26 protein-coding genes and 1 pseudogene are annotated in these 26,915 nt (G+C 56.3%); 22 read left to right on the forward strand and 5 right to left on the reverse strand.

All coding sequences use genetic code 11. The annotated features are described in order from the left end of the window. Positions 1-2 precede the first annotated feature (2 nt). The 5 genes from KGB18_RS15940 to KGB18_RS15960 all read left to right on the forward strand — a co-directional run bounded on the left by KGB18_RS15940 (position 3) and on the right by KGB18_RS15960 (position 5,041). Positions 3-932, forward strand: a complete 930-nt coding sequence (locus KGB18_RS15940; RefSeq protein ID WP_123721326.1) for a hypothetical protein — start codon at positions 3-5, stop codon at positions 930-932. 1,135 nt (positions 933-2,067) lie between these two features. Next, positions 2,068-3,468, forward strand: a complete 1,401-nt coding sequence (locus tag KGB18_RS15945; RefSeq protein WP_123721327.1) for a YfjI family protein — start codon at positions 2,068-2,070, stop codon at positions 3,466-3,468. Next, positions 3,452-3,811, forward strand: a complete 360-nt coding sequence (locus KGB18_RS15950; protein WP_123721328.1) for a hypothetical protein — start codon at positions 3,452-3,454, stop codon at positions 3,809-3,811. The genes KGB18_RS15945 and KGB18_RS15950 overlap by 17 nt, the downstream gene beginning before the upstream one ends. Beyond that, positions 3,789-4,769, forward strand: coding sequence for an integrase domain-containing protein (locus KGB18_RS15955; protein WP_123721359.1), 981 nt, complete (start codon positions 3,789-3,791; stop codon positions 4,767-4,769). The genes KGB18_RS15950 and KGB18_RS15955 overlap by 23 nt, the downstream gene beginning before the upstream one ends. Continuing rightward, the gene (locus tag KGB18_RS15960) at positions 4,766-5,041 is read left to right on the forward strand and encodes a hypothetical protein (protein ID WP_123721329.1); all 276 of its coding nucleotides are present in this window, start codon (positions 4,766-4,768) and stop codon (positions 5,039-5,041) included. Before KGB18_RS15955 ends, KGB18_RS15960 begins: the two co-directional genes overlap by 4 nt. A 235-nt stretch (positions 5,042-5,276) precedes the next feature. On the opposite strand, the gene KGB18_RS15965 is transcribed toward KGB18_RS15960, so the two are convergent. Beyond that, positions 5,277-5,702: an ester cyclase gene (locus tag KGB18_RS15965; RefSeq protein WP_223570212.1), complete on the reverse strand. Its 426-nt coding sequence runs from the start codon at positions 5,700-5,702 to the stop codon at positions 5,277-5,279. A gap of 237 nt (positions 5,703-5,939) precedes the next feature. Between KGB18_RS15965 and KGB18_RS15970 the strand changes: the two genes are divergently transcribed. The 4 genes from KGB18_RS15970 (at position 5,940) to KGB18_RS15985 (ending at position 10,714) form a co-directional block, all read left to right on the forward strand. Next, a complete protein-coding gene (locus KGB18_RS15970) occupies positions 5,940-6,890 on the forward strand; it encodes a LysR family transcriptional regulator (protein ID WP_123721331.1) in 951 nt (316 codons plus the stop codon). A gap of 526 nt (positions 6,891-7,416) precedes the next feature. Next, complete coding sequence (locus KGB18_RS15975; protein ID WP_222839676.1) at positions 7,417-8,289, forward strand: TauD/TfdA dioxygenase family protein; 873 nt, start codon at positions 7,417-7,419, stop codon at positions 8,287-8,289. 114 nt (positions 8,290-8,403) lie between these two features. Next, a complete protein-coding gene (locus tag KGB18_RS15980) occupies positions 8,404-8,883 on the forward strand; it encodes a 2,4'-dihydroxyacetophenone dioxygenase family protein (RefSeq protein WP_123721333.1) in 480 nt (159 codons plus the stop codon). A 181-nt stretch (positions 8,884-9,064) separates the two neighbouring features. Next, the gene (locus KGB18_RS15985) at positions 9,065-10,714 is read left to right on the forward strand and encodes a 3-(methylthio)propionyl-CoA ligase (RefSeq protein ID WP_123721334.1); all 1,650 of its coding nucleotides are present in this window, start codon (positions 9,065-9,067) and stop codon (positions 10,712-10,714) included. A 60-nt stretch (positions 10,715-10,774) separates the two neighbouring features. On the opposite strand, the gene KGB18_RS15990 is transcribed toward KGB18_RS15985, so the two are convergent. Beyond that, positions 10,775-11,818 carry an alpha/beta fold hydrolase gene (locus tag KGB18_RS15990; protein WP_223570213.1) on the reverse strand — a complete coding sequence of 348 codons (1,044 nt, stop codon included), beginning with the start codon at positions 11,816-11,818 and terminating at the stop codon, positions 10,775-10,777. A gap of 111 nt (positions 11,819-11,929) precedes the next feature. Here KGB18_RS15990 and KGB18_RS15995 point away from each other — a divergent pair, with 111 nt between their 5' ends. Both KGB18_RS15995 and KGB18_RS16000 read left to right on the forward strand, forming a co-directional pair. Continuing rightward, positions 11,930-12,967: an AraC family transcriptional regulator gene (locus tag KGB18_RS15995; protein WP_123721335.1), complete on the forward strand. Its 1,038-nt coding sequence runs from the start codon at positions 11,930-11,932 to the stop codon at positions 12,965-12,967. Between the two features lie 439 nt (positions 12,968-13,406). Continuing rightward, positions 13,407-14,450 (forward strand): AraC family transcriptional regulator, encoded by a 1,044-nt coding sequence (locus KGB18_RS16000; protein ID WP_123721336.1) that lies wholly within the window; start codon positions 13,407-13,409, stop codon positions 14,448-14,450. 197 nt (positions 14,451-14,647) lie between these two features. Here the strand turns inward: KGB18_RS16000 and KGB18_RS16005 are convergent, their stop codons facing one another. Beyond that, positions 14,648-15,979, reverse strand: coding sequence for an MFS transporter (locus KGB18_RS16005; RefSeq protein ID WP_123721337.1), 1,332 nt, complete (start codon positions 15,977-15,979; stop codon positions 14,648-14,650). An 18-nt stretch (positions 15,980-15,997) separates the two neighbouring features. Beyond that, positions 15,998-16,225 (reverse strand): hypothetical protein, encoded by a 228-nt coding sequence (locus KGB18_RS16010; RefSeq protein WP_222839675.1) that lies wholly within the window; start codon positions 16,223-16,225, stop codon positions 15,998-16,000. 534 nt (positions 16,226-16,759) lie between these two features. Here KGB18_RS16010 and KGB18_RS16015 point away from each other — a divergent pair. Continuing rightward, positions 16,760-17,617, forward strand: a complete 858-nt coding sequence (locus KGB18_RS16015; protein ID WP_123721338.1) for a TauD/TfdA dioxygenase family protein — start codon at positions 16,760-16,762, stop codon at positions 17,615-17,617. A gap of 152 nt (positions 17,618-17,769) precedes the next feature. Here KGB18_RS16015 and KGB18_RS16020 read toward each other — a convergent pair whose 3' ends face one another. Beyond that, positions 17,770-18,675: a LysR family transcriptional regulator gene (locus KGB18_RS16020; protein WP_123721339.1), complete on the reverse strand. Its 906-nt coding sequence runs from the start codon at positions 18,673-18,675 to the stop codon at positions 17,770-17,772. A 128-nt stretch (positions 18,676-18,803) separates the two neighbouring features. On the opposite strand from KGB18_RS16020, the gene KGB18_RS16025 reads away from it, so the two are divergent. The 10 genes and pseudogenes from KGB18_RS16025 to KGB18_RS16070 all read left to right on the forward strand — a co-directional run bounded on the left by KGB18_RS16025 (position 18,804) and on the right by KGB18_RS16070 (position 26,801). Beyond that, positions 18,804-19,655 carry a transporter substrate-binding domain-containing protein gene (locus KGB18_RS16025; protein ID WP_123721340.1) on the forward strand — a complete coding sequence of 284 codons (852 nt, stop codon included), beginning with the start codon at positions 18,804-18,806 and terminating at the stop codon, positions 19,653-19,655. Between the two features lie 15 nt (positions 19,656-19,670). Next, positions 19,671-20,351, forward strand: coding sequence for an amino acid ABC transporter permease (locus KGB18_RS16030; RefSeq protein WP_123721341.1), 681 nt, complete (start codon positions 19,671-19,673; stop codon positions 20,349-20,351). Then, positions 20,341-21,003, forward strand: a complete 663-nt coding sequence (locus tag KGB18_RS16035) for an amino acid ABC transporter permease (protein ID WP_123721342.1) — start codon at positions 20,341-20,343, stop codon at positions 21,001-21,003. The genes KGB18_RS16030 and KGB18_RS16035 overlap by 11 nt, the downstream gene beginning before the upstream one ends. Before the next feature lie 25 nt (positions 21,004-21,028). Then, positions 21,029-21,991 (forward strand): agmatinase, encoded by a 963-nt coding sequence (locus tag KGB18_RS16040; RefSeq protein ID WP_223570214.1) that lies wholly within the window; start codon positions 21,029-21,031, stop codon positions 21,989-21,991. A gap of 68 nt (positions 21,992-22,059) precedes the next feature. Beyond that, positions 22,060-22,779 carry an amino acid ABC transporter ATP-binding protein gene (locus KGB18_RS16045; RefSeq protein WP_223570230.1) on the forward strand — a complete coding sequence of 240 codons (720 nt, stop codon included), beginning with the start codon at positions 22,060-22,062 and terminating at the stop codon, positions 22,777-22,779. 597 nt (positions 22,780-23,376) lie between these two features. Continuing rightward, positions 23,377-23,837 (forward strand): annotated as a pseudogene (locus KGB18_RS16050) (isochorismatase family protein). Between the two features lie 242 nt (positions 23,838-24,079). Continuing rightward, positions 24,080-24,877, forward strand: a complete 798-nt coding sequence (locus KGB18_RS16055) for a hypothetical protein (protein WP_187326439.1) — start codon at positions 24,080-24,082, stop codon at positions 24,875-24,877. Continuing rightward, positions 24,874-25,713 carry a DUF4062 domain-containing protein gene (locus tag KGB18_RS16060; RefSeq protein ID WP_123721345.1) on the forward strand — a complete coding sequence of 280 codons (840 nt, stop codon included), beginning with the start codon at positions 24,874-24,876 and terminating at the stop codon, positions 25,711-25,713. The genes KGB18_RS16055 and KGB18_RS16060 overlap by 4 nt, the downstream gene beginning before the upstream one ends. Positions 25,714-26,133: 420 nt before the next feature. After that, entirely contained in the window at positions 26,134-26,508 is a 375-nt protein-coding gene (locus KGB18_RS16065) for a DUF6124 family protein (RefSeq protein WP_123721346.1), read from the forward strand. A 35-nt stretch (positions 26,509-26,543) separates the two neighbouring features. After that, positions 26,544-26,801, forward strand: coding sequence for a hypothetical protein (locus KGB18_RS16070; protein ID WP_123721347.1), 258 nt, complete (start codon positions 26,544-26,546; stop codon positions 26,799-26,801). Positions 26,802-26,915: the final 114 nt, after the last annotated feature.

Below are 26,915 nucleotides of genomic sequence, written 5' to 3' on the forward strand. Positions count from 1 at the left end.
CGATGACCAGTAAACCTGATTACTTTTTTCTCGATGGCATCCCTCTCGGCCCGGATGAAGTCGCACTGGCTGCTCAATACAACGCCTATGCGAATGTAGATGCGTCACGGCTGCTGCTCAAGTTGCAGGGGCAGTGGACATATATTGACTTCGATGAAGACCTTATCCGCTCGCTGGCCTTCGACTCGGCCGCCGGTATCTTATACATGCTGGGCAAGAGCGGAGTGGTGTACAGCCTAGGAGGCAAGGGACCGGGCTTTACCCTCGCATCGCTCAGTGGAGCGTTGAGCCAGAAACAGGTGGTTGACCCCGAGGAGCGCGGTGAGCTATTCAGAATTCGAGTGCTGGGCAACCGGGTGCTAGTGTGCGGGCTGGGTGGCCAGTTGCTGGAGCTCAGGAACGGCACGTGGCACGATATAGGGTTCGATACACCCATCGCCAAGTCGCCGGATTTCGAGGACGTCAGCCTCGATGCCCAAGGTTGGCCTGTCGCCGTTGGTTGGGCTGGAGCAACCTACCGTTTCGGCCCAAATGGTCCAGAACATATTGTGTGCCCCACTAACGCGATACTGTCGACCATTGTTCAAGATGGCCCTGGGCGGCATCTGCTGTGCGGCAACCGAGGTGTGGTGTTCGAAATGACCAACGACAGCTTCCGCGACCTGTCCATCGACGATGCTCAAGGCAACCTCTGGTCGATCGTACGCCATGCGGACCTGGTATATGCCTGTGAACCAGGGCGTCTGATGGTTTGTAACCAAGACCAGTGGCAGCCGGAGGTCGTCAGCCAGACCATTGCCTCTCCCTCGTTACATCGCCTGGTCTCTACCGGTCCGGAGCTTTGGTCATTCGGTGCAGATCATGTCTTCGTAAAGCGGGCAACTGGCCGGTGGGAGCAATTCCCGGTCATTGGAAATGAGTTGAAGCCTTGAACTCGCTGTTGCCCACGAGTGAGTGATCAACAACAGTAGCCAGTACCCGAAATGGGCTGTCTAAGCGATTATTTGGCCATTTATCTTGTGATGTTTATCTTCTTATTCAAGCAGTTGCCTGGGTCCAACTCTGGGGCGACTCCACACGGGAGGGCTGCTCTTGACAGCTTTAGTCCGACGCCGACGATTTGCCGCCAGTCTACCCACCGTCCGCTCTTGGCCGTTCTCCGCCGGTCGTCACTACGGCGTGTGCTGGTCAAGTCGAATGCAATTGATTGGTCAGTTACGATGCAAATGGGTGGTCAAGCCCATGCACGCAGGCTCACATTAAAACCCGGCGAACGACCACCCGACTATAGAAAGCCACCGACCTCCAAGGTCTTCCAGCGCTACCAATTGGCGCAACAGCTGCCCCCTAAAATACTGTTGACCGCGAGCAGAACGAGCGCTAAACCAGAACTGTACAAGCGCTGTCCTCGACAGCACCCAGGTAGCCAGAACCTTTGAGGCTACGCCACATCGTGGTGGTTCACCCCCAGTGCGACTAGCGTCCGGCGGCTCGCACGGTCACAGCGATGTGATGGATGCCTACTTCTCAACTTTGCCCACTGCGGCAACTGATGTCCCCTCCTGGCTGCTCTGCAGCAACTTATCCGCTTGGCCATTTCTTGCGCCGACCTGTTGCCCGTCTCTTTGCCCCCTAAAGAGACGGGCGCATATCACACTGCTGCAGCCCTGCTCGCACGGGCCTTTGCGGCTTTCCCCCTCGTGACAATCGGCGTGACAAACACCGAATGCTCACTCGCCACAGCGATGCCGATGACGGTGCCGCAGCCTATGAAATGGACTGCCCCTGACTGACAGTCAGGCATGCCCCGATCATCACCTCGCTGCCTTCACCTGACTCAGGATCTCGTGGCACCGGTCTCGTCAGCCAGTGCAGCCTCCACCCGCCCACCGCTATCGGTGTTCAGGAGGTCAGATCATGAGATGCCCAAGCTCCCGGTCGTAAGGAGCCGCCAGTCCCGCGTAAGTGGACAACCCTCACAGGTCGCAGGGACCTTGATCCCTGATAACACTCAACAACCGTGGCGGGAAGAGTGAGGGCGACGTCGATAATCTCAGGAGAGGTGCGATGCAACTGTGCGAAGCGTTCGAGCCACCACAACCATTGCTGGAATCCCAGCAGGCGCCACTGCCCTATCCGGTCGAAGCACTCGGAGAACTATTGGGACCTGCGGTTGAACGACTGGCCGAGGTGATCGGCGTACCCTGCGCCATGGCCGCGCAATCGGTGCTGGCTACTGCTGCCCTGGTGAGTCAAGGCCATGCCAATGTCCAACTCGACGGCCGAACCTATCCGCTGTCCCTCTACCTTCTGACGGTGGCGTCCTCGGGTGATCGCAAAAGCGCGGTGGATCACCTGGCACTGAAGGCGGCACGCGACTGGGAACGACAGCAGTGGACCCTGTATGCAGAAAAGCTCAAAGCTTATCGCGTAGCCAGCAGCCTCATGACCAAACCCAAAACCTCAAAGAAGTACGCGGAGGCGGAAGGCAGTGAACTATCCGAGCCGGTACTGCCGAGACTGATCATTGCCGAGCCCACCATTGAGGCACTAGTCAAAAGTCTCTGCCATGGCTTGCCCAGCATGGGCTTGTTCAATGATGAAGGTGGACAGTTCTTGGGCAGCAGCACCATGAGCAAAGAGAATCTGCTCAAGGCAATCACCACCTTGTCGACACTGTGGGATGGCAGTCCCATCGACCGGGCGCGCTCCATGGCTGGGGAAAGCCTGCGTGCCTATGACCGCCGCCTCAGCCTGCATCTGATGCTGCAACCCTACCTCGCCAACCAGCTGTTCAAAGACCCGGTGATCAATGGCCAAGGCATCCTCGGTCGTTGCCTGATCAGTTGGCCCGAGCGCCTGGCCGGCCAGCGACTCTACAAGGCAATCGACCTGACCAGAGATGCCAAAGTCCAGCGCTACCAACAGCGGATCACCGTCCTGCTGCAAAAGCCCTGGTCGCTTCACAAGGATGGATCACTCAATCCCGTCACGCTGGAACTGACTCCCCATGCCCGTCGTGCCTGGATCGATATTCACGACACCATCGAGTGCCAGTCTGGCGAGTTCGGCGAGCTGGCCGGCGTCCAGCCTGTCGCGGGCAAGGCCGCGGCGAATGTGCTGCGCATCGCGGGCGTGCTGGCCATGGTTGAAGAGGCGAGTCAGTTGGAGGAAGCACACATCCAGCGCGCCTCCACGTTGATGGATTACTACCTGGCCGAGATCCAGCGCTTGACCGAACAGGAGCCGGTCAATAGCCGACGCGAAGAGGCGGATCGGCTGCTGCGCTGGCTGGTGCAGAAAGGCTGGACCCACTTCACCATCCGCGACGTCAATCGCAACGACCCTCGTTTTGCCCGCAAGAGCGCTGACCATACCGCCTCTTTATTGGTCGTGCTGATCACTCATCGCTGGCTGAGCAGTCGCGATGGAAGAACCTTCGAGGTACGCCATGTTCCGCCTCAATGACGCGGTGCGCCGCTACCAAGCGCAACATCAACCGCAGCCAGAATCGCAGCGTGTCGCCACCTCTGTCGCCACCCTGTCACCGCGCCCCAAGCCAGAAACGACGCGGGTTGTCGCCACTGTCGCCGCTGTCGCCACACCACCACTGCCCTCTGCCCACATCGCCCTGCTGATCGAGCAACTGCGTGAGGAAGGGGCACTGTTGCAACACCACAAGAACGCCCTTCTGATCCGCCCAACGCACTGGCAGCAGGTGGACAGGCTCAGCCCCCACTGGAAAGCCCTGCTGCACTTTCTGCAAGAAAACGAAAACGGTGATGATGATGGCCTTGGTTGGTCGGCGTAATGGTCGCAACTTTGGCTATGGCCGCCAGCTGAGCTACGCCGGCCCACAAGCGCTAAAGGATCTGTTTGCTGGCGGCCACTTCGCCACGGTCAAAGCGCATAGCGCTCGCTGGCAAGCTTTTGTGCGTTGGTGTCGATCAGAGGACGGCCCTGGTTACAACGATGCGCGCGAGATTGATCGACTAACGCTGCAGGACTACGCCGCTTACCTGCGCCAGCAGATCCAGCAAGGCGAACTCAGCATCGCCACCGCGCAGAACCGCCTGAGCAGCGTCAACCGTACCCTCGCTGCGCTGCGCGGTGATCAGGATGTGAGGATCGCCAGTCCGAGCCAGGCGTTAGGACTGCGGCGCTCGAGCGTACGCACCCGTGCGCCGGATGGCCAAGACCACCAACAGGTGCGGCGAGTACTCGAGGCGCTTGGCGAACAGCAACACGACCGGGTGGCCGCGATTGTCCTGTTGGCGCGAGCTACCGGCATGCGCCTGCGCGAAGCGATCCTGGCTGACCTGCCACGCTTGCATCGCGAAGCCGAACACTTCGGCCGCATCAACATACAGGACGGCACCAAAGGCGGTCGCTCAGGCGCTTCAGCGCCGCGATGGGTGGTGGCGAATGAAGAGGTGAAGGCGGCGCTGCAGTTGGCTCGTCATGCGTCGCCACCCCATAGCCGCAACTTGCTGGCCCGAGACGAAAGCTACGCCGCGTTCCTGCAACAGACCGTACTCCCCGCCCGCGAAATACTGCATGAACACGGGCTGAAGGGCTTTCATGAACTGCGAGCAGCCTACGCCTGCGAGCGTTACGAACAGCTCACGGGCCACGCTGCTCCGATCAATGGTGGCCGCTGTTATCACATTGATCGTGCCCTTGATCAACAGGCGCGCCAACAGATCAGCCTTGAGCTCGGGCATAACCGAGTCGATGTGGTGTCGGCCTACATTGGAGGTCGAGCGTGACCAAGCCCTTCGACATGGCGCTGTTCCTGAGCGGCGTGCTGACCGGATCAAAGGTCACGCAGCAACGACACCTACGGCAAGCTCGAATCATGCAAGCGGCCATCCAACAGCGATGGCAACGAGACAATCCCTGGACATGGCAGCTCAAGCACCTTCGCTGGTTTTTGACTCAACATCTTAAAAATCACTCAGATGCCACCCAGTATTACTATCGGCTCACCGCCCTATTGGTCTGTAAACGATTAGGGAACAACCGAGAGTTGCTGATCTGACGCTCGAATCGTGAGTAGGCAGCCTTCCAGGCTCGCTTGTCCGCCTTTATCTATCTCAGCGTGGATATTCTTTTCCGGATAAACCTGCTCGAAAAACACTACCGCAATGGCAAAAAACAACCCAAACCGGTTAGTCGTGACAGGCCGAAAACACTCTGGGGCCAATAGCGGCCTCTGACCACCGTAGAGGAAATAATTTCACCACGGTGGATTTAGCTTGAGAGTTAACTAAATGTTACTCGTAACTGATGATTCCGAGTTGCTTTGCCATGAACAGTTCGTTCCGTTCAACGATCTCCTCGATCACTTTACCCTCTTTGTTGAACCGGAAATACGTCAGGGCCGTCCACGTCAAGCTGTTGCCTTCTACGTTAAAGCCGTGCCATGTATTGGAGCCAGTTGCACAGTGTGTCAGCGCGACTACAACAACGTCATCTGTGACAACTTCCTTGCTGAACGTAGTTTTAATTGTCTTATAGCGTTCGAGAACATTTGCGCTCAAGGCTCGCTTGAAATTTTCCAAACCACCTATCGGAGCATCGCAGTCCGGCCGATGTACGACCACGTCGACATCGAAATACTCGGAAACTCGCTCAACATCCTTACCATCCACACAGTATTTAAAGTAGCTCTTCACCGCTTCTAGATTTTTGACGCTCATACAACCTTACTCCTCTCACATTGATAACAGGCAATAAATTCAAAGCTTTTATAAAAGACCGTCCCGCTTAAAAAGAGTCGTATCCCAGAGATGTTAAATCAATACGGACAAGACCTTTTGCACACTTCGCAAGTGTTAAATTGGAACGACCTAGCGCGTCAGGCACATTCTAGGAGGGGTTATGGTATTCGTAAATCTATAATATTCTAAGTGTGATATCGACTACAGGAATACCACATGAGTCTGGAACGGTTGGAAAAATGGGCGACAGTCAGGCATTTCCGCTTGGCGATTGCATTGTTTGAATATGGCAGTGTTTTGCACGCTGCACGCTCGCTGAACCTCTCACAGCCTACAGCGAGCAAGCTGCTACAAGATCTGGAAGAGGCTGTAGAGGCCCAGCTCTACACTCGGAATCGCAGGGGGGTTACGCCTACAGAGCTTGGTCGGGACTTTGTGCAGCGCAGCCGGATGATCCTTGCCCAGCTGGATCATGTATCCCAAGCAATCGACGCTCTTGGAAAAGGGCATGCCGGGCGTGTTGCCATAGGAAGCGTGTTAACAGGGTCAAGTTATCTTGTGCCTGCTGCCATCGCGCGACTCTGGACAAGCCGACCAAGCATCCGCATCAAAATCGTCGATGGTGTGAGCGGAGAACTGATACCTCGGCTTATCTCAGGCGAATTGGACTTCTTGATTGGGAGACTTTCCGATGTCAGCTCAAGCGTCGTTGTCGCTCAGGAGGCGCTCTTTAGCGAAAACGCCATCATCGTTGCGCGCCGTGACCACCCTCTTGCTCAGCAACCTGGGATTAAACTGGAAGAGCTCGCGCGCGAAGCATGGATTCTGCCGCCAATAGAAACTACTTTACGGAAGCAGTTCGATAACATCTTTCATCGAAAGGATATTGCCCCGCCACATGCAACTATAGAAACAGCATCATTCTTTAATATACTTTGGTTATTAAAACAGACCGATCTTCTTGGAATACTACCTCAATCAGTTATTTCTGACCCTGCACATAGTAATGAGCTAGTTCGCCTCCCGGCTTTCGAACCTCTAATTCTGGAGCAAATCGGTGTTTCCCGACTGGGAGACGCTACATTGTCACCTGCCGCCTCCGCTTTATTAGACGCACTAAGAGAGGTTATGCACAGCCCCTCAAAAACGGGGGAGTACCTTGTGTAAGAGAAGGAGTTCTAATCTTTTCGATAGCCCATGGTATGGATGGATAGCCTTGAGAACAGGAAGCAATCGGCCAATAGTTAAGAGCCCCGAAGATCTGCTTTGGGTCGGTTTCTGCCTCTCGCGACAGACAGAAAACGGCCAAAAGCAGACGCTCGAATTTGTCTACGAGCTTCAAAATCCTTTGATGAAAAACCGGATATCGCGCTAGTTACGCGGTCAATTTGACCAAGCACCTTCCGAATTAGGTCGTCATTCGTCTTCCAGTCATGGTCCCGGCTCTTCGTCCCAATATGCAAAGAAACTGTCCCGCTACGCCCATAGTCTTGCGCCTGAAATCACTACTGTAGGACCACCCCTATCAATAACTGGTAGGGGCAGTTACCTACACCGGATGCTCATATTGCGCACCGCCGTACAGCACGGATTGGAGACAACAATGACAACAGTCGCCGCAGCCCAAGACACTCCTTCACCCCTCATCCCTTCGGCGCCCGCCACTATCCGGTCGTCAGTGCGCCAGCATTCGATCAAGGTGGATATTTGCTCCCCTGCCATCGGTGCCGAACTCAGCAACATCAATCTGGCCGATGCTGCCCAGGACCCCGAATTGATCGCGGAAATCCGCACCCTGTGGCTTAAGCATAAAGTGCTGTTCTTTCGCGACCAGAACATCACTCCAATGGAGCAGCAGCATTTCGCGGCGCAATTTGGTGAACTGGAAGCCCATCCCCTGGCGCCGAGCCATCCGGAGGCGGACAAGCTGCTGATGCTGTACCGCAATCTCGATCCGAGCAAACCGAAGAGCTATGTCGAAAAGGCCAGCCGCGAAAACCTCTGGCATGCCGATGTCACCTACAAGAAGGCGCCGCCCCGCGGCGCGGTATTGCGTTGCGAGATGGGGCCGGAGGCCGGCGGCGACACGCTGTTTTCCAACATGGTGATGGCTTACGAAAACCTGCCACAGGCTATCAAGCAACGAATCGAACGCCTGTACGCAAAACACGGTGCCGAGCAGACCTTTGGCGCCCAGTTGCCACGCGAAGAACGTCATGCGATGGCTGCGAAGAACCCTGCCGCTGAACACCCGGTGGTACTTACCCATCCAGAGACTGGCGAAAAGGTCTTGTTCGTCAACTCTGCGTTCACTACCCATTTCTCGAATTTCTTCAACTTCGAGGATATCCGCTACGGCCAGGACTTCATGCCAGAGGCTCATCATCTGATGAACTACCTGATGTCTCAGGCCGCGATTCCGGAATACCAGGTACGCCTGAAGTGGCGAACCAATACGGTTGCCATGTGGGACAACCTACAGGTTCAACACTACGCGGTGGCTGACTACGGCAATGCGCCAAGAAAGATGCTCCGCGCCACCCTTGCGGGCACCCCGCTCGCCTAATCCAAACGGTTCCCTCCGGGGGAATTTAGGGCACCCGACCGGCCATCTGAGTCAGTCGGGCAGCCCTGGCCGCTCACAAATGCTCGACCTCAAACAAAAACAATGGAGATAGACATGCTCTACGAACACATCGACACCGCCGTCATCGATGGCGAATCGCTGCCGTGGGTACCCTTTACGCCCTATGCCGAAAACGTCCTGCTGAAGTACTTCAAGCTTGACCCGATCCGCGGTGAATGGATCGTCATGATGAAGTCGCCGATCGACATGCAACTGCCCAAGCACCACCACACGGGTACGGTGATGGTCTACACGATCGAAGGTCAGTGGAAATACAAGGAGCATGACTGGATCGCCGGCCCTGGCAGCATCGTCTATGAGACGGCCGGATCGACTCACACGCCTGAAGTCGTCAGCACGGCAAGCACAGACGGGTATGTGCTCACGCTGGTTCAGGTTAATGGCGATCTCGCGTTCCTGGACGGCAACGACAACATCGTTGCGCTGGAAAACTGGAAGACTGGGTTGCAACGTTATCTTGCCTATTGCGAGCAGCATAACATCGCGCCGAAAGACCTGACGGCATTCAACTGACCCGGATTTCAAGGGAAAAACCGGCGCCTCTGGTTCAGGGGGCGACCGGGCCGGTTGCCCGATAGCAATCATTCTGGGGAGGGAAACAGGCTGTGTCGGGTCGCGGTCTTGACGCGACATCTCACCAGGGCCTGGCCGCCTGCTCGCTCCCCGATCACAGACAAGCGAACGGAGCGATGCCATGAAAGGCCTGATGATGCAAAAGCAGCTTTTGATTTCCTCACTCATTGAACATGCCGACCGCCATCACGGCGATACGCAGATCGTATCCCGTCGGGTGGAGGGCGATATCCATCGCTACACCTTCCGTGACTGCCACCGCCGCGCGCGCCAACTGGCCAGCGCGCTGACCCGCCTGAGCGTCAAGCCTTCCGAGCGGATCGGCACACTCGCCTGGAATGGCTATCGGCACCTGGAGTTGTACTACGGCGTTGCCGGCATGGGTGCCATTGTGCATACCATCAACCCTCGCCTGCATGAAGACCAGGTCGCCTACATCGCCAATCACGCCGAAGACCAGTACATCTTCTTCGACTTGACCTTCTTGCCGCTGATCAAGTCCATCGCCGGGCGCTGCAATGGGGTCAAGGCGTTCGTCGCCATGACCGATCAGGCGCATATGCCCAAGGACGCCGGCATCGACAACTTGCTGTGCTATGAAGATCTCCTGCAACAGGGATCCCCTGACTATGCCTGGCCGATTTTCGACGAGGATGCCGCCAGCACGCTCTGCTACACCTCTGGTACGACGGGCAACCCGAAAGGGGTTTTGTACAGTCATCGCTCGTCGGTGCTGCACACCTATGCCGCCGCGCTCCCGGACGCCCTGAATTGTTCAGCGCACGACGTGATCCTGCCCGTTGTGCCGATGTTCCATATCAACGCCTGGGGACTTCCCTACATCGCGTGCATGGTCGGGGCAAAACTTGTCTTTCCCGGACCGGCCCTGGATGGAGAGTCGCTGTTCGAACTGCTCGAAGCCGAGCAGGTGACACTGTCTGCGGGTGTCCCGACCGTGTGGCAAAGCCTTCTTGGTCACGTGGAAAAAAACGGCCGGCGATTCTCCAGCATGAAACGCAGCATCATTGGTGGCGCCACTTGTCCCCCGTCCATGCTGCACAGGTTTCAGGAAACCTACGGCGTAGCGGTATTGCACGTCTGGGGGATGACGGAATTGAGCCCTATCGGAACCGTTGGCACCCTCAAGGCCAGGCATATTGAAATGTCCCCGGCAGAGCGTCATGCCGTGCAATCCAAGCAAGGCCGAGCGGTGTTTGGCGTCGACATGAAGATCGTTGACGCCGATGGCATGGAATTGCCCTGGGACGGCGCAACCTCGGGCGAGCTGTTGGTGCGCGGGCCATGGGTGGTGCGCGATTATTTCAGGAACGAAGCAAACAGTTCGCCGCTGCTCGAACACGCAGGTCAAGGGTGGTTCCCAACCGGCGATGTAGCGACCATCGATGTCGATGGCTTCATGCAGATCACCGATCGCAGCAAGGATGTGATCAAGTCGGGTGGCGAATGGATAGGCTCCATCGAACTGGAAACCATTGCGATGGCCCATCCGGCAGTCTCCCAGGCGGCCTGCATTGCCGCTAGACACGCAAAATGGGACGAACGCCCATTGTTGATCGTCGTCACGAAGCCGCAAGCAACACTGACGCGGGAAGAACTGCTCGCCTTTTATGAAGGCAAGATCGCGAAATGGTGGACGCCGGATGATGTGATCTTTGTCGACACAATTGCGTTGGGCGCTACGGGCAAGATCCAGAAGAACCGTCTGCGGGAGCAGTTCGGTGACCATCTTATGGTCAAGGCTGCCGGCTGAACGAGTGCATGCACTGTGCGTGGCCGCGAGTGATCACGACCACGCACAGTGCGATCGTTTCTAGCGCTCCAGTTGCTCGAGAAACGTCAGGAGCAACTCATTGACTTGATCGACGCTTTCTTCCGCGGCGCTGTGGCCCACGCCGGGTAGCAAGACCTTCTTCTGCAGCCCGGGTAGATAAGTGTCGAGCTGTTCGTAGAGCGCACGGATTTCGACCGGCTCCAGCGAAGGGTCGGCGGCACCACCAATGAACAGGCTCGGCTGGCGCACCACCGCACCGTCGAGAAACGCGGTGATCTCCCAGTTCCGGTCACGACAGCGGTAGTAGTTCAAGGCACCGGTAAACCCTGTGCGCGTGTATTCAGCGACGTAGTAGTCGAGCGCCCGAGCGCTCAGCCAGGACGGGAACTCGCCCTTCGGCTCAGTGAACGCATTGAGAATGGGCTCACCAAGCTCGACGAACAGGCGCCAGCGTTCAGCCCCGACAGCGCTGCCGGAGATCGAGTAGAAGACGCTACGCAAGGTCTTGCGCGGATCGCTGGCCAACTCGCGGTCCGGCTTGTCGAGCTGCTGGAAATACAGGTGGTGATACACCCTGCCCTTTGCCATTGCCTGCAAACCTACCGTCGGCTTGACCTTGCCGCGCGGCGGCACCGGGGTATTGAGCATCACCAGGCCACGGAACAGATCCGGTCGCAGCATGGCAGCCGCCTGGGCCACCCAGGCGCCCAGGTCGTGCCCGATGATCACCGCAGATGTTTCGCCCAGAGTCGTCATCAACCCCACCATGTCGCCGACTGCCTGACTCATGTCATAGGCTTCAACGGCATCGGGGCGATCGGTTTGGCCAAACCCCCGTTGATCAGGGACCACGACTCGATAGCCGGCCTCGGCCAACACCGCGATCTGGTGCCGCCACATGTACCAAAGATAAGGAAAACCGTGCAGCAGGATGACGAGAGGACCTTGCCCCTCGTCGATGTAATGCATGCGAATGCCGTTGAGTTCGGCAAAGCAGTGGTTGAATGCATCGGGGTCATCGGCGTCCACCTGCGCCCTTGCCGCGAGTGGTTGACCGATACCTGTAGCGGTGCGCGTGTCCATCATCTACCTCCATCTTTGTTGTCATTGTCGGCGTGAAGGTAGCTCTGAGCGGCTGTCCTGCACTAAGCTTCTCGGGACACAATCTGGTGAAACTGGGACACGAGGCCAAGCATGTATACCTTGACGCGAAGCGCCAGCCTTACCGACTTTGAGCAGGTTGCCCGTTCAGTGGGGCTCGATCCATTTCGCCTGCTGCGCATGACCAGGCTACCGGCCAGTGTCCTCGACGATCCGAACATCATGATCAGCAGCGATTCGGTAGGCTGGCTGCTGGAGGAATCAGCCCGCCTGTCCGGCCAGGAGGCCTTCGGACTGCTGCTCGCGGAAACCAGACACCTTTCCAACTTTGGCATGCTCGCGCTACTCATCCGCGAAGAGCCAACACTTCGCGCAGCGTTGCAATCCTGCTTTCGCTATACGCGCCTGCATAACGCCGGTGTGCAATTGTGGCTCGAGGATGTAGGCGACCTGACCCTGCTGCACGTGGGTGTGAACATGCAGGGCCATCGTGGCGTCTGGCGCCAGGCGATTGAACAGGCAACCGGCATAATGCTTCGGATGTTGAGCGTTCTGAGCGGCCATGCCTTCCGGCCGGTAAGGGTCAGCTTTACTCACGAGCGACCTTCCAGCCTTGAAGTGCACCAGCGCGTGTTGGGAACAACTATCGAGTTTTCCCAGGAATTCAATGCCATCGTTTGCCGCAGGCGTGATCTGGACATGCCCATTCCCACGGCAGACCCCGCGTTGCATCGCGAGGTGAAGCGATCGCTGGACATGCAGTTGGCCAACCTGCGCGACGAACCGACGCAGCGGGTACGCCAGATCGTCAAGATGCTGCTGCCAAGCGGACTGTGCTCTGTCGAGGGCGTGGCCCAGCATCTCGGGATGCACCGACGCACCCTCAACCGACACTTGGCGGCCGAGGGAGAGAGTGTCACAACGATCATCAATGCGGTACGCGCCGAACTCGCCGAAGAGTATCTGGCCAACAGCAAGCGCCGATTGTATGAGGTCGCCGAACTACTCGGTTTTTCCTCTGCCGGTGACTTTTCGCGCTGGTTCCGCAGCCGTTTTGGCAAGACACCCTCGGCTTGGGCCGTCTCCTACCGAGCGAGCAAGACGGCATCCGGCCCCCTATCGCCTGAATAAAAAAACAGGTTCATGGGCGACTCAAGCCTGCTGGCCAGCCACGTTGCCTGAACCTCGCACCCCTCACGTTTCTGACCCCGACCATCCCGCTGCCGGCGTCCCAATACGCGAAGATTCTGTCCCGCAATGCTCCTTGCATTGCTCAGATGCAGCCTACTCTGGGTCAGTGGTCCCTGCTCCATTGATGAAGGGCCACAACACCTACCGGATGCACGTAAACCGCCCAGGATCCTGGATCCTTGATGGTTCCAGCGGTTTGTGAATTCGAGTCCAGCAACCAATTCGATGGTGATGCAAAAAATACGATCCTGAATCTGATCGCGCTACTTGCAGTCCTCCACCGGGATCGCCCGAGGGCAACGCAAACATCAGAACAGCGCCTGATCGCGCAACACATCTTCAATTGAAACGTCACCATTGGCCGAGGGAAGTCCTACGCATGCCCACGCTTGTTCGCGCCGCCGTTTTGACCAAATACCTGGAAGTTACCCAGGACCTGGGATTCAACCCGCACGACGTCATGGCAGTCGCAGGCCTGAACAAGGCTCAGCTGCAAGCCCCCGAATCCCGCATCCCCATTGATGCCGCCGTGCGTCTGCTGGAAGATACGGCCGCCGCCAGCGGTTGCCAGACCTTCGGCCTGAGCATGGCCGAGTCGCGCCAGCTTTCGGACTTCGGCGTGGTCAGCCTGCTGCTCAGTCATCAACGCACCCTGCGCGAAGCGTTGCAGGTGATGGTTCGCTACCGTCATCTGATGAACGACTCGCTGGCCATCTACGTTGAAGAGAGCGGCAAAATGGTGATCATTCGTGAAGAGATGGTCACCGAGTCGCCGATGCCCAGTCGCCAGGCTACGGAGTTGGCCATCGGAGTAACGTTCGGTCTGTGCTCGGCCCTGCTCGGCTCGCACTGGCGCCCTTACAGCGTCAACTTCATGCACCAGCCGCCGGACAACCTGTACCGGCATCGGCGCGTGTTCGGTTGCAACCTGGAATTCGGCAGCGAGTTCAATGGCATCGTTTGCCCTGTCGCCTGCCTCGACATGATCAATCTCAATGCCGACCCTACCATGGCCCGTCATGCACAGAGCTACCTTGACTCGCTGCAAAGCCCCGAGAGCACCTCGATGCTGTTCGAAGTGCGCAAGGCCATCTACCTGCTGTTGCCCATGGGTCGCGCCACCATCGAGCAGATCGCCCAGTTCCAGGGCATGAACGTGCGCACCCTGCAACGTCGCCTCAAGGACCATGGCTGTGCCTTCAGCGACCTGATCAACGATGTACGCCGCGCTCTGGTACTGCGTTATCTGGAAAACCCGAACCACTCGCTTAGCCACATTGCCGACATGTTCGGCTTCTCCATGGCGAGTTCCTTTACCCGCTGGTTCATCAACCAGTTCGGCATGCCGCCGGCGGTGTGGCGCAGCGCGCAGAAACAGTCCGCCTCCCCTTCGACGTACGCAGCCGCCCCCAAGCGGTTCTAAGCCCGCGTCCCCCCCAAAAAAAACGGCGACTGCTGGTACAGTCGCCGCAAAAAAAAACTGTATGTGATACAGGTCGGGAGTATCACTGCGACGAGGAGTCCACCCAGTGAAGCCCGGCTATAAACCTCTGGGACGCCTCTATTCAGAGGCCCCAATGAAAATGAAATCGAAACACACATCGGTATGTAAACGACGACTCACAACTTCACCTCTAACCCGACTTCGCTGGTGGACTCAGGCACGCTCTGACCCTGAAGGCGGGCAATATCTTTGTGGTAATGACACTTGGCATAAAAGAACACCGCGGCCGCCGCGAGGCTGACCAGTGGCACCAGTTGAAACGCAGCATGCAGACCGATGAGGTCCGACACCCGGCCGGTGATGAACGGCCCCGGCGCCAGCCCCAGCAGGTTATTGGCCAGGGTCAGCGTGGCGAAGGCCGTGCCGTGCACCGAGTAATGGGTCAGGTTGGCAACCATCGCGCCACTGGGGCCTGTCGTGCCGGTGGCAATCAACATGCCCAGGCAGATCAGCGCCAGTTGCACCGGTCCCGCTTGCAAGGCAAAAGCTGACGACAGCAACAGGCAACTGCCCAGGCAAAACGCGATGGCCAGGCTGACCTTGCGCTCTGGCGAGTGGCGACACAGCCGATCACTGAGTATGCCGCACACAATCATCCCCACACCGCTGCACAACACGATGCTCGCCGCCATGCCACCGGCCTTGTCGGCAGGCATGTCGTAGTAGCGATTGAGGTAGCTGGGAATCCACACCATCACCGTACCGCCGACGAACAACTGCAAGCCGCTGGCAATGTAGGTCGACATCACCGCACGGCTGGACCACAGCGTGCGCAGCGGGCGCTTGACCACCACCGTTGCTTTGTTCGCCACTGGCGCGGCACGTGGCGGAGCAATGCGCGCTTCCTTGACGATGAGTGGATAAAGCATCGCCAGCACCAGACCAAACAACGACATGCCGGCGAACGACCAGCGCCAACCCAGCTTGGCCGCGATGGCACCGCCCAGGGCCATCCCTAAAACAGCGCCGAACAAACCGCCGGCCATGAAGGCACTGGTCAGGGTGGCGCGCATGTGTTTGGGGAATACCGAAATCACCACGGCAATGCCGACGCTGCCGTAGGCGGCTTCGCCGACGCCAACCATGAACCGCGCAATGAACATCTGCTGGTAGTCCTGAGCCAACGCGCAACCCAGGGTCGCCACGCTCCACAGAAAAGCCATCAGCGCCAGGCTCTTGACCCGACCGAAACGGTCAGCCATCAACGACAGGGGAAACGTCAGCAGGCCGACCATCAGGGCAACGATGCCGCTGAGCAAACCGAGCTGTCCGTCGCTCAACGCCCACTCACTCTTGAGCAGCGGGAATACCGCATTCAGCACCTGACGCGACATGTAATCGGAAATCAACAGGCTAAACGTCAGTGCAAAAACGATCCAGGCATATTGGCGCGAAACGCTGACGCAACCAGCATCGTCATCGTCGGCGGCGATTGGGTGAAAGGCCATGCAGCCTCCTCGAAGTCTTTATTTTATTGTTGTTATCAAGCGTGTTGCCGGACGGCGAGCGATAGTGTCTTCAAAGCCTGCACGCGAGTGCATCTCCATGGCCAGCGCCATGCCGTTGCCCGGCAGAACGTTCTTGAGCAGGAATTCGGTGGTCTGGGTGCAACCGTCCCTCACCCGAATGAGGTTGAACGGATTCGGGTCGTCGAAACCGGCACCGATGCCGATCCAGGTATGGGTTGAATGCATCGGTGGTCGTTGGCATGTTGCTGCGTTGCGGCGAGCGGTTGACCAATGCGTATTGCAGTGAGTGCATCCACTTTCTGCCTCCATCTATTTTCAGTAGTCGGCTTGAAGGTAGTCCTCAGAGGACGCCTTGCACTCAGCTTTTCAGGACACAATATTGTGATGTTGGGACAGGGAATCTCGATACACCCTGACGTGAAACAAGCCCCCCTGCAATATGGGCATGCTGGCGCTGCTCCCTCGCGAAGAACTAACACTGCGCGCATTCTTGCTATCTCGAACTCGCTAGATGTTGCTGCGCAACCAGCGTCCCAATATGCAAATATTTTGTCCCACAATGCCCATGACGGTGTTCTCTGACAATCTACCATGGGGCCGCAATCGCTCTGCCGATCGGGCCAGAGCGTATGCCGGGCACGCGTATCCCCACTCACCGAACCCGCACTGGATCAATAATAAAAGCGCCGCCGTGTATCAAGGCACGATTTCACCTGCCCCGGCCACGGTCCGGCCATAAACCATCGAAACGGAGACGCCATGCGAGTCGAACAACTGACCTGTGCCATCGGCGCGGAACTGCTTAACGTGAACCTGGGCGACGCAGTGCGCGATGATGGCTTGTTCAATGAAATTTACGCGGCGCTATTGAAATACAAGGTGCTGTTCCTGCGCGACCAGAATCTGGACAAGCTCTCACGTCGCGACCACGAAGCATTTGCCATGCGCCTCGGCCAGCTTGAAACCCATCCGATGCTCCCCAGCCATCCGGACGCCCCTGGTCTCGTGCAAATCTACAAGACCCCGGAGAATCCGGCAGATCGCTACGAAAATGCCTGGCACTGCGATGCCACTTGGCGTGAATCGCCTCCGATGGGCGCTGTACTGCGTTGCATCGAATGCCCACCGACCGGTGGTGACACCATGTGGGCCAACATGGTGCTGGCGTATGACAACCTGCCCATAAATGTGAAGCAGGAAATTGACAGCCTGATCGCCAACCACAGCTTCAATTCTTCCTTCGCCGCCGCCATGCCAAAGGAAAAGCGCCTGGTGATGAAAGCGCAATACCCGGATGCCGAACATCCAGTCGTGCGTACCCATCCCGAAACTGGCGAGAAGGTGTTGTTCGTCAATGCCTACGCTACACACTTCGTGAATTACCACAGCCAGGGACGTGTCCGTGTTGGCCAGGACTACAACCAAAAAGGCGTCGAACTGCTGAAGTACCTGATTAGCCAGGCCTACAATCCCGAGTACCAAGTCCGTTGGCGATGGAAGAAAGACAGCGTGGCGATATGGGATAACCGCTGCACCCAGCACTATGCCGTGATGGACTATCAGCCTTGCCATCGCAAGATGGAACGTGCGGCCATTATCGGCGACAAACCCTACTGATAAGTAAAACGAGCCAGAGACCAGAGATGCTTCAGAGCGTCTCCTTTGGGTCGACTTGTGCCTCTGGCTAGGGACAGCAGTCGACCCAAAGCCGCCTGTGGCAGGTATCTACGAAACTTGGGACGATTCATTGTGCCGGAATCATTCGTTTTCTATCTGGCGCTATTCCGATTCGAGATGGAGGAGTCGCTTGCATGCAATTCTTCAAGTATCTCTAGAAAAAGCTCTGCGCTTCGTGACAGAGGGCGAGAAGCCTCGGTTATTGCGCAGATGGTGTTATGGAACACGGGGCTGTCCGGTAACTCCCGCAAGTCGAAGCGCGGGGCAATGAGTTCGACATAGTGCTCCGGTAGTAGCCCGGCATAACCACCGCCTTCAACGAGCATCGCTATCGCTTCCAATCCCGCGGCTTCGGGCCCTCGTTCAAAACCATGTGTAGCCAGCGTTTCTTCGACGAAGGGATGCGGTCTATAAACCAGTTGAGGTCGGAGCTGCTTCTCGCGCGGCGCTTGATTCGCTACATATACGCGATGCTCTTCGACGAACAGCTTTTGGTAATGAAAGGCTCGCTCTTTTTTGTACATCCCACGAATGGCCACCTGCACCCGGCGTTCACGCAGTGCCTGGTTCAAATTGGCAAAGGTCATCACGGCCACTTCTGCCTGAACGTTAGGTGCCCTTCGTCTCAGTTCTTTCAGCGCTTCGGCCAGCCGGCAATTCGGATCAGCGAGCATATGCTCGACAGTTCCAATCGAGACGGTGCCGGATATCACGGCACGTACCGCATCAATTTCAGGCTTGATTCGCTCAAGAGAATTGAGTGCATTAGTCGTTAATTCTAGCGCCACTCTCCCGGCCGCGCTCAGCTTGAAACCTGCCGGACCTCGCTCGCACAGACGCACTCCCAGGCGCTCCTCAACCTCCTTGATATGCCTGCTGATCGAGGCTTTGGTCATATTTAGCCGGCGTTCAGCCGCAGCAAATCCCCCGGCTTCAGCGGCGGCACAAAAAATACGGAGAGAGCGCAAATCACGCTCGGTCAGGTCGAATCGGTTCATGGATAAAAGGTATCAGATTCCAAGACCATATCGCTAATAAAGTGATTTTACTTGCGCTTTCGCACTGGCTAATTTGGGTCCAGCAACCTTCACAAATACAACACTCCAAGAAATGGGGGAACCGCATCATGACTACACACAGTCGCCGAAGCATCGTGAAAACAGTGCTCTTAACCTCGCTGATTATCTGTACTTCCACCTTCGCATTAGCCCAGGCAAGCACGCTTGCCGACATCAAGCAGCGTGGCAAGCTGACAGTGGGTACCGAAGCCGCTTACGAACCTTACGAATTCGTTGAAAACGGTAAGGTTGTGGGTTACGGCCACGATATTCTTGAACAAATGGCCGCAAAACTCGGCGTCGAACTGGAGCAGTTGAACTTGCCGTTCAACGGTTTGCTTCCCGGTCTGATGAGCAACAAATTTGATTTCGTGGCCACTTCCGTCGGGATCACACCTGAGCGTGCCAAACGGTTCGCTTTCAGTCAGCCCATCGGTATCGTCCGCTCGCTGTTCGTAGTCAAGGCGGACAACACAACCATCAGCAAGCCTGAAGATGTAGCAGGCAAAGTGGTGGGGACCCAGATGGGTTCTTCAGCCCAACAAGCACTGCAGGAATACGAGCGAGAACTAAAAGCCAGCAAAGGGCAGGGCTACGCTGACCTCAAACTATTCCAGGGCTATCCCGATGTCGGCTTGGCAATTGCCAATGGCTCAATCGATGTAGGTGTTCTACCCAGCAACGTATTGGCTGTGCAAATGCGCCGTCAGCCGGACATTTATAAAACGGTTGGCGAAGTCGGCGATTCCAAGCTGTTGGCTTGGGTCGTCAATGCCAAGAATCCAGAAGTACGCACCTTTATCAACGAAACGCTTGATGAGATGCGTGCTACGGGTAAGTTGGCCGAGTTGCAGAAAAAATGGTTCGGCGAAACTCTGACACTACCGACTTCAGGGTATCTCCCTGACGCGGCCCTCTAAGTGGAGGGCCAGGTAATGATGAGCTGGTTGAGTGCGCACACCGCGCTGGGACCGTTTTTCGATGGGCTGCTACAAGGCGCGGCAACAACATTTATCGCAAGCAGTCTGGCTTTTCTCATAGGGCTCGGATTAGGCGTGCTTTTGCTTCTCCTGAGAGTCGCGGCGGGACCGATTTGCCGATACGCGGTGATGGTCTACGTCAGTGCCATCCGCGGCACACCATTGCTGATTCAATTGCTTATCGCGTATTTCGTTGTGCCGGGCCTGATCGGTATTTCACTGACACCACTGGAGGCGGGGATCCTGGCCCTGTCTTTCAACACGGCGGCCTACATCAGTGAAATCCTGCGGGGTGCTTTGACTTCGATTCCTCGAGGTCAGGTGGCAGCAGCCCAGGCACTGGGGATGCGCGCTCATCAAAAGTGGCGTTACGTGCTGTTGCCGCAGATGTTCCATCGCTCCATTCCTCCGCTGACCAACGAGTACACCGTACTGCTCAAAGCCTCATCACTGCTGTCGATCATTGCCGTCAGTGAGCTCGCTACCGTGGCTCGTAACGCGACACTGCAAAGCGATCTGCCACTGCAAGTGTTCAGCGCAACAGCGGTCGTTTACTTCCTTATTTTGCTGTGCGCTTCGTCGATCTCGCGACTCATTGAGCGCCGCCTTGCCAAGGTGATGCCAAATGCCCATTGATCTTGAAGTGGTCAGTCACGCAATCCCCGCGTTGCTGCAGGGACTGAAAGTTACCGCGACTGTCAGCGCCATAGGCATTCCGCTGGGGATGCTGATCGGAACGCTGTTCGCTTACATGGCCGATGCCCAGCATTGGTTACCAAGATTGTTCGCCCGTTGTTATGTCGAACTTGTACGAAATGTACCGTTCCTGATCGTGGTGTACCTGCTGTTTTTCGGCCTGCCGCAGCTGGGAGTGCAAGCCTCATCCTTTGCGATCGCCATTGGTGCCACTGCGTTCTATACGGCCGGGTATTTTAGCGAAATTCTGCGCGCCGCCTTGAAGAGCGTGCCTGCCGGCCAGGCGCGCGCTGCGCGGTCACTGGGGTTTTCCGTCTGGCAGGTTCAGCGCTACGTGGTCGTGCCGCAGAGCTTCGGCTACCTGATCCCGCCTACTACCAGCCTGATCATCATGATGTTCAAGGACACCGCGATCTTCTCGGTAACCAGTCTTCCTGAGCTGACCTATCAGAGCAACCTGATGACCGCTGACACCTTCGCTTACCTCGAAGTGCTCGGCACCGCTGCATTGCTTTATTGGCTGTCGAGCATTGTCCTCGATGCACTTGGCCAAGTTCTGGAAGCCCGTGAAAGACACTGGCGGCATCGCTAGAAAATCCCATCACTCAGGAGTTTTTATGAAGAATCTGACCGTCGCTCCACGTACCAGCCATCAGACCCTGCTTTATTCAGAACTGATGACCGATCTGGAAAACCTTCAACAGGCGGATATTGCGGTGCTTGGCATGCCTTTTGGTTCGCCCTACGGCCCGCGCTCATACACCAACGACCAGACCAATGCGCCGCAAGCAATACGTCAGCTCACTGACCGCATGGTGCGTGATCCGCGGCATTACGATTTCGATATCGATGGCCCGCTGCTGCAAGGTCGTAGCGACATCCGATTCATCGACTGTGGTGATGTGTTGCCCGATGTCGCCAAACCAGGTGAGCACTATGAGCGTGCCGAGCAGGCCGTACGCCAGCTTCTCAAAGCTGGAGCGCTGCCAGTCATTCTTGGCGGTGACCACGGAATTACTACGCCGGTTTTACGGGCCTATGACAGTCTCGACCCGATCACCATCATCCATATCGATGCGCACCTTGACTGGCGCGACGACGTAAACGGGATCCGGGAGGGGTTGTCCAGCCCAATACGTCGAGCCTCCGAAATGGCCCATGTCGGCCGAATCTTCCAGATCGGACTGCGCGCCCAAGGCAGCGCACGCCCCGAGGATCTCGAGGTCGCGCGCGAGTATGGTGCGGAGTTGATCAGTGCCTATGAATTGCATGAGATCGGCATGGACGCGGTGCTTTCGCGTATTCCCGATGGTGGAAACTACTACCTGACCATTGATGCCGACGGTCTCGATCCGACCATCATGCCCGCTGTCGATGGTCCGGCCCCGGGTGGCGTGACTTTTTTACAGGCACGCAAGCTTATTCACGGTTTGGTGAAAAAAGGACGGGTAGTGGGTATGGATATCGTTGAAATCCAGCCGGGTAAAGACAACGCAAGCAACCTCACCTGCGTGACGGCGGGACGCTTGATTGTCAATCTAATCGGCGCCTCTATTCGCGCGGGGTATTTCGACAAATGATTCAGACTAAAGCCGCGGTGTCATCGGTTTCACGCTTCGCTGCAGATGTTCAGCCCCACTGCATCAGAATGCGCGGAATAAATAAATGGTACGGAAATTTGCAAGTCCTCAAAGACTGCTCGACGCACGTCAGTAAAGGCGAAATTGTGGTGGTATGCGGGCCTTCAGGTTCAGGCAAGTCGACATTGATCAAGACGGTCAACGGTCTGGAGTCTTTTCAGAAAGGCGAAATCCTGGTGAATGGGCAGTCGATCGGCAGTGCAAAAACTGACCTGCCAAGGTTGCGCCAGCAAGTGGGTATGGTGTTTCAGCATTTCGAACTGTTCCCCCATATGTCAATCATCGAGAACCTCACATTGCCACAAACGAAGGTGCTCCATCGTCCGACAAACGATGCGAAAGCCAAAGGTCTAGCATTGCTTGAACGTGTGGGTCTCAGCGCACATGCCCACAAGTATCCTGCGCAGCTCTCTGGTGGTCAGCAGCAGCGTGTTGCCATCGCCCGGGCGTTATCGATGGATCCGGTCATCATGCTCTTCGATGAGCCAACCTCGGCGCTGGACCCTGAGATGATCAACGAGGTGCTGGACGTAATGGTGTCGCTAGCCAAGGACGGTATGACGATGATGGTGGTCACCCATGAGATGGGCTTTGCTCGGCGCGTGGCAGATCGGGTGGTTTTCATGGAGGAGGGGATGATCATTGATGACACATCCTCTGAAGCATTCTTTAACGGGACGTCTTCGGAGCGGGCAAAGCTCTTCCTATCGAAAATATTGGGGCACTAAGTGCCGCAATGTATTCAGCGTTGAACACGGAGTCAGTCAATTAAAGCTCGGTCAGCAGGCATCGATTATGGATTGCTCTGCTGACTGACGCATTTCGTATTAGATCTGCTTCGCATCGTGTAACAAGATCTACGACAGACAGTTAAACAACCTTACTGCGGATATCCACTTCAGATGGAAGTCTGTTGCAAGGGCAGCTATTGGCCGATTTCTGCCTGTCGCAACCGGCAGCTATGGGTAGTTCACTGTCAATCATGGTTACGAAACGTGCTGGTCAGATCGAATGCAAACGGGTGGTCAACTGGAGTGCAGTATTCCAGTTGGTATTCCAACTAAAAATAAAATTTGATATTAATGTTATAAATCAACAATTTACTAAACGGATTCAAATTACCCCGGCCCACCAATCGAAGCTAACAAAGCCCGCCAAGTGCGGGCTTTGTTGCATCTGGGATTTGGTAAATTGCCGGCCACCCCACATCCCCTGTAGGAGCGAGCGGTGCGGCGATCCGACTTGCCCGCGAAGAGGCCAACCAGACCGGCACAAATCGCCCGTGGCCACAGATGCAACCGTCGCCGCAACCGCCCGGAGATGCCATGCGCCAAGCCCTCCTGATCATCGACATGCAACCCAGCTTCGCCTCGCCCCAATGGCTCATCGACGGCATCCAGATACTCATCGGAACTCTGCCCAGTGTCGTCGCCATCGAACGCCACGACGAATCCAAAACTTCCTTCCAGAAACAACTCGGCTGGCACCCCGCTCCGGACGACGACAGCCTGATCCCGGCTGACCGCGTCTTTATCAAGCACGGTTATGCACCTTCGCCGGAAACCATCGAATATTTGAAAAGCCTGAAGGTGGATCGAGTATAGGTGTGCGGCCTCAGACGGAGACCTGCTGCCTGGCGGCTGGGTTTGCGCTGTTTGATGCGGGGTTGCAGCCGACGTTGATTACGGATTTGACGGTGGGTTCGTCACTGGATCGGACGGGAGGGCTGGGAATCAGGCTTTGGCAGCATCACTTCAAGCACACGGTGGAGGTGAGTGAGGTGTGATGGGCGCTGCCGTAGCAGTGATCAGGAGTAGGACAGGATTGGATTGGATGATCATGCTGGTACTGAATTAATCGTGGTCTGTCCCCGTTTTACCCCCGGGTTTCCGACCCCGTGTGCACCCGAAAGCGTCAGGGGCCCCCGCTGTTTATGCGCTCTGAAAACCTAATATTCTCAGTGGGCCTAGCCGGCGATGCATCGATCTAGGTATGGTTCCATCCCGTCAAAATAAGCAGGGATGCACTGTGTTCTGGAAGAAAGATAAATCGATCCGCGTCGAGTTAGTGACCCCTATCACCCTCGTAGCTCAAAATCCCCTCGTATCGCCGCCGGACAGAACTTCCCCCGAGCAAACACCCGAACTGAAGAGATCCGAAACCAACATTGACTTGGCATTTAAGCTCATCAATTACGCCGGCCTTGGCCTTCAAGCAGCGCTCGTGGTGTATGGCTACTCTCTTCTGGTTGGCTACTACAATGGCTTTGGTATCGATACCAACGAAATAGCCTTGAGTACGCCTAGCCTGCTTCTCTATGGCTACATCAACCTATTCTCTGGCGCGCTGGCCGCGGCGAACTACATCCCAATAATCGGCCCAGGCATCCTTGCCTTTTGCTTCATCGCAGTAGCGGCGGCTTTTGTAGTGCTTGTGGTCAAGAATGCAAGGGTAGATACCGTTATCGGTCTAGCTTGCTGGATAGGCTTTCTGATTTTCATGGCCTTTTTTGCCCCAGCGATGGGTGTCCAACAGGGCATAAAAATGAGCAAGGCTGATGTGAAAGGCTTTACTCCTCAGGAACTTAGTAAAGGCCTAGACAAGCAACACTCTCTCACCACGGATAAGGGAACGAAACTGACCGGGACGCTCATCCTGGCTGACGGCAAGAGCACATTTCTTCTAGTCGATAGAACCGTGTACAAGGTAGACAGTGCGCGCGGCCGTGTACTGCGGGAGACCCTACTGTCGCCTAAGCCAGACCCGATTCAATCAACAAAACAAGAGAGTCGGAAAATTGAGAGTACAGAGGATGATGTGCAATGAGCTATACCGCTGAAACCTTCAATGTGATGATCGCGTCTCCAGGTGATGTTGCTTCCGAACGAGCAATTGTTCGTGACGTCATATATGAGTGGAATGCGGTCAACTCAAGCTCGAGGAAGATTGTTTTACTACCTATTGGATGGGAGTCCCATTCATCTCCTGAGATGGGTGCCCCGCCGCAAGCAATTATCAACAAACAAATCGTTGAAAATTGCGACCTACTTGTAGGGGTATTCTGGACGCGAATCGGTACCGCCACTGATGGCTATGCGAGCGGCACCGTCGAGGAATTGGAAAGGCATATCGAATCTGGAAAACCCGCAATGCTTTATTTCTCCTCTCAACCTGTGGCCATGGATATGGTCGACTTGGAGCAGGTGGCAAGCGTTAAAAAATTCAAAGCTGATTGCCAACGCCGGGGTCTGTACGAAAGCTATGACAGTCATGCTGACTTTAAAACGAAGCTCTACCGCCAGTTGCAATTGAAAGTGAATCAACATCCCCTATTTTACAAACCTGAAAATTCGCCGGTTACAGAACTAGTTGAGTCCAAAACGGAAATTCCCGAACTGACAGCTGAAGCCCGGGTTTTGCTGAAGCAAGCGAGTCAGGATCCGCATGGAATCATCATGTATCTCCGTCACCTGAACGGCACCAATGTGCAGACAAATGGCAAAAACTTCGTCGGCAGTCGGGACAGGCGCGAAATTGCAAAGTGGGAGCATGCCCTCGAAAATTTGCGCGCTAAAGGATTGGTCGTTGAACGAGGTGACAAAGGGGAGATGAACGAGCTCACAAATCTTGGCTTTCAGATCGCTGATATGATCGAGCTTTAAACCTAATTAAGCTTAGGAGAAGGGAGCGTGTATCCCGTGCTGTATCCCCAGAAATTTAACTATTGGCGAGAACCAATAAAATCGGGGATAAAAAAGCCGAGTTCAAACGACCCCGGCCCAATCGAAGCCAAAGCCCGCCAAGTTCGGGCTTGTTGCATCTGGGGTTTGGCATCAAACACTCATCGGCACCCAGCCCAATGTCGTCACCGTCGAACGCCATGAAAAATCCAGAACATCCTTCAGAAACAATTCTGGCTGGCTCCCCGCTCCGTCCTAGGAAATTTCCCTCAAGTTGTGGCGAACTCCATGAACTGGCAAGTAACAATCCAAGAAGATAACCTTCCATCTTCGCTGCAATCCGGCGGACGGTTTTGACAGGCCGAAATAGCGTAAGGATCCCAAAATCAATGGAACGCCCTTATGAAAAAGACCACCCGAAATCCACTTGAGAACCCGGCTATTTCAGAGTCGGAAGAACTCGACCTGACCCAACTCTCCAAAGCCACCCAACGCGCCGTCAGCGCCCGCTTGCGCAATCCGAAACAGCCCGATCCCGTGAGCCATGTTTTCACCATCCTCCCCGACGTCGACACGCCCACCCTGCTCGCTCACGCCAGCGAAACCCTGGCCTCCATGAACGTCATGACCACCGACCTGGCCGACCAGCTCGAAGGCTCGCATCGCAACGTGGCATTGGCGATTCAGCAACTGGCCGTGCTGGCCGAGATGTTGATCAATCGAGCGCTGGATAACCTCGATTCGCCCACACCGGCGGTCACGCCCGTCTGCCACTGAGTGATCACGCTCGTTGATCGAATGGAGGTTTTGTCATGGATCGATACATGCCGGTCACCGGTATCGACTGCACCATTGCGTCGCTGCTGATCGACACCGAAGCGCCGCTGGATGTTCTGCATGAAACGGCGGCCTACCGCATCCGCACCGCGACTCAATTGCTGGAGAGCTTCGCCGTAAGCGAAGGCGTTCACAGTGAGCTGGCGCGGGTGTTGGTGACTTCGCTGCGCGATGGTTGCGATTTGCTGGATGTGGTGGGGCGGCGGTTGCAGATGCAGGTTCCAGCGTCTTAACGAATCTGGCATAGGAAATCGTTGCCGCGCCCCCAACGCAGAAAGGCACCTGACGAGCCTATCGCAGGTGCCTTTTTTGTGGATTTTGAATGTTGCGATGCTCCCGCGCGCTCA

Origin of the sequence: Pseudomonas sp. BF-R-26, from assembly GCF_019947395.1 — a bacterium.
GTDB lineage: Bacteria > Pseudomonadota > Gammaproteobacteria > Pseudomonadales > Pseudomonadaceae > Aquipseudomonas > Aquipseudomonas farris.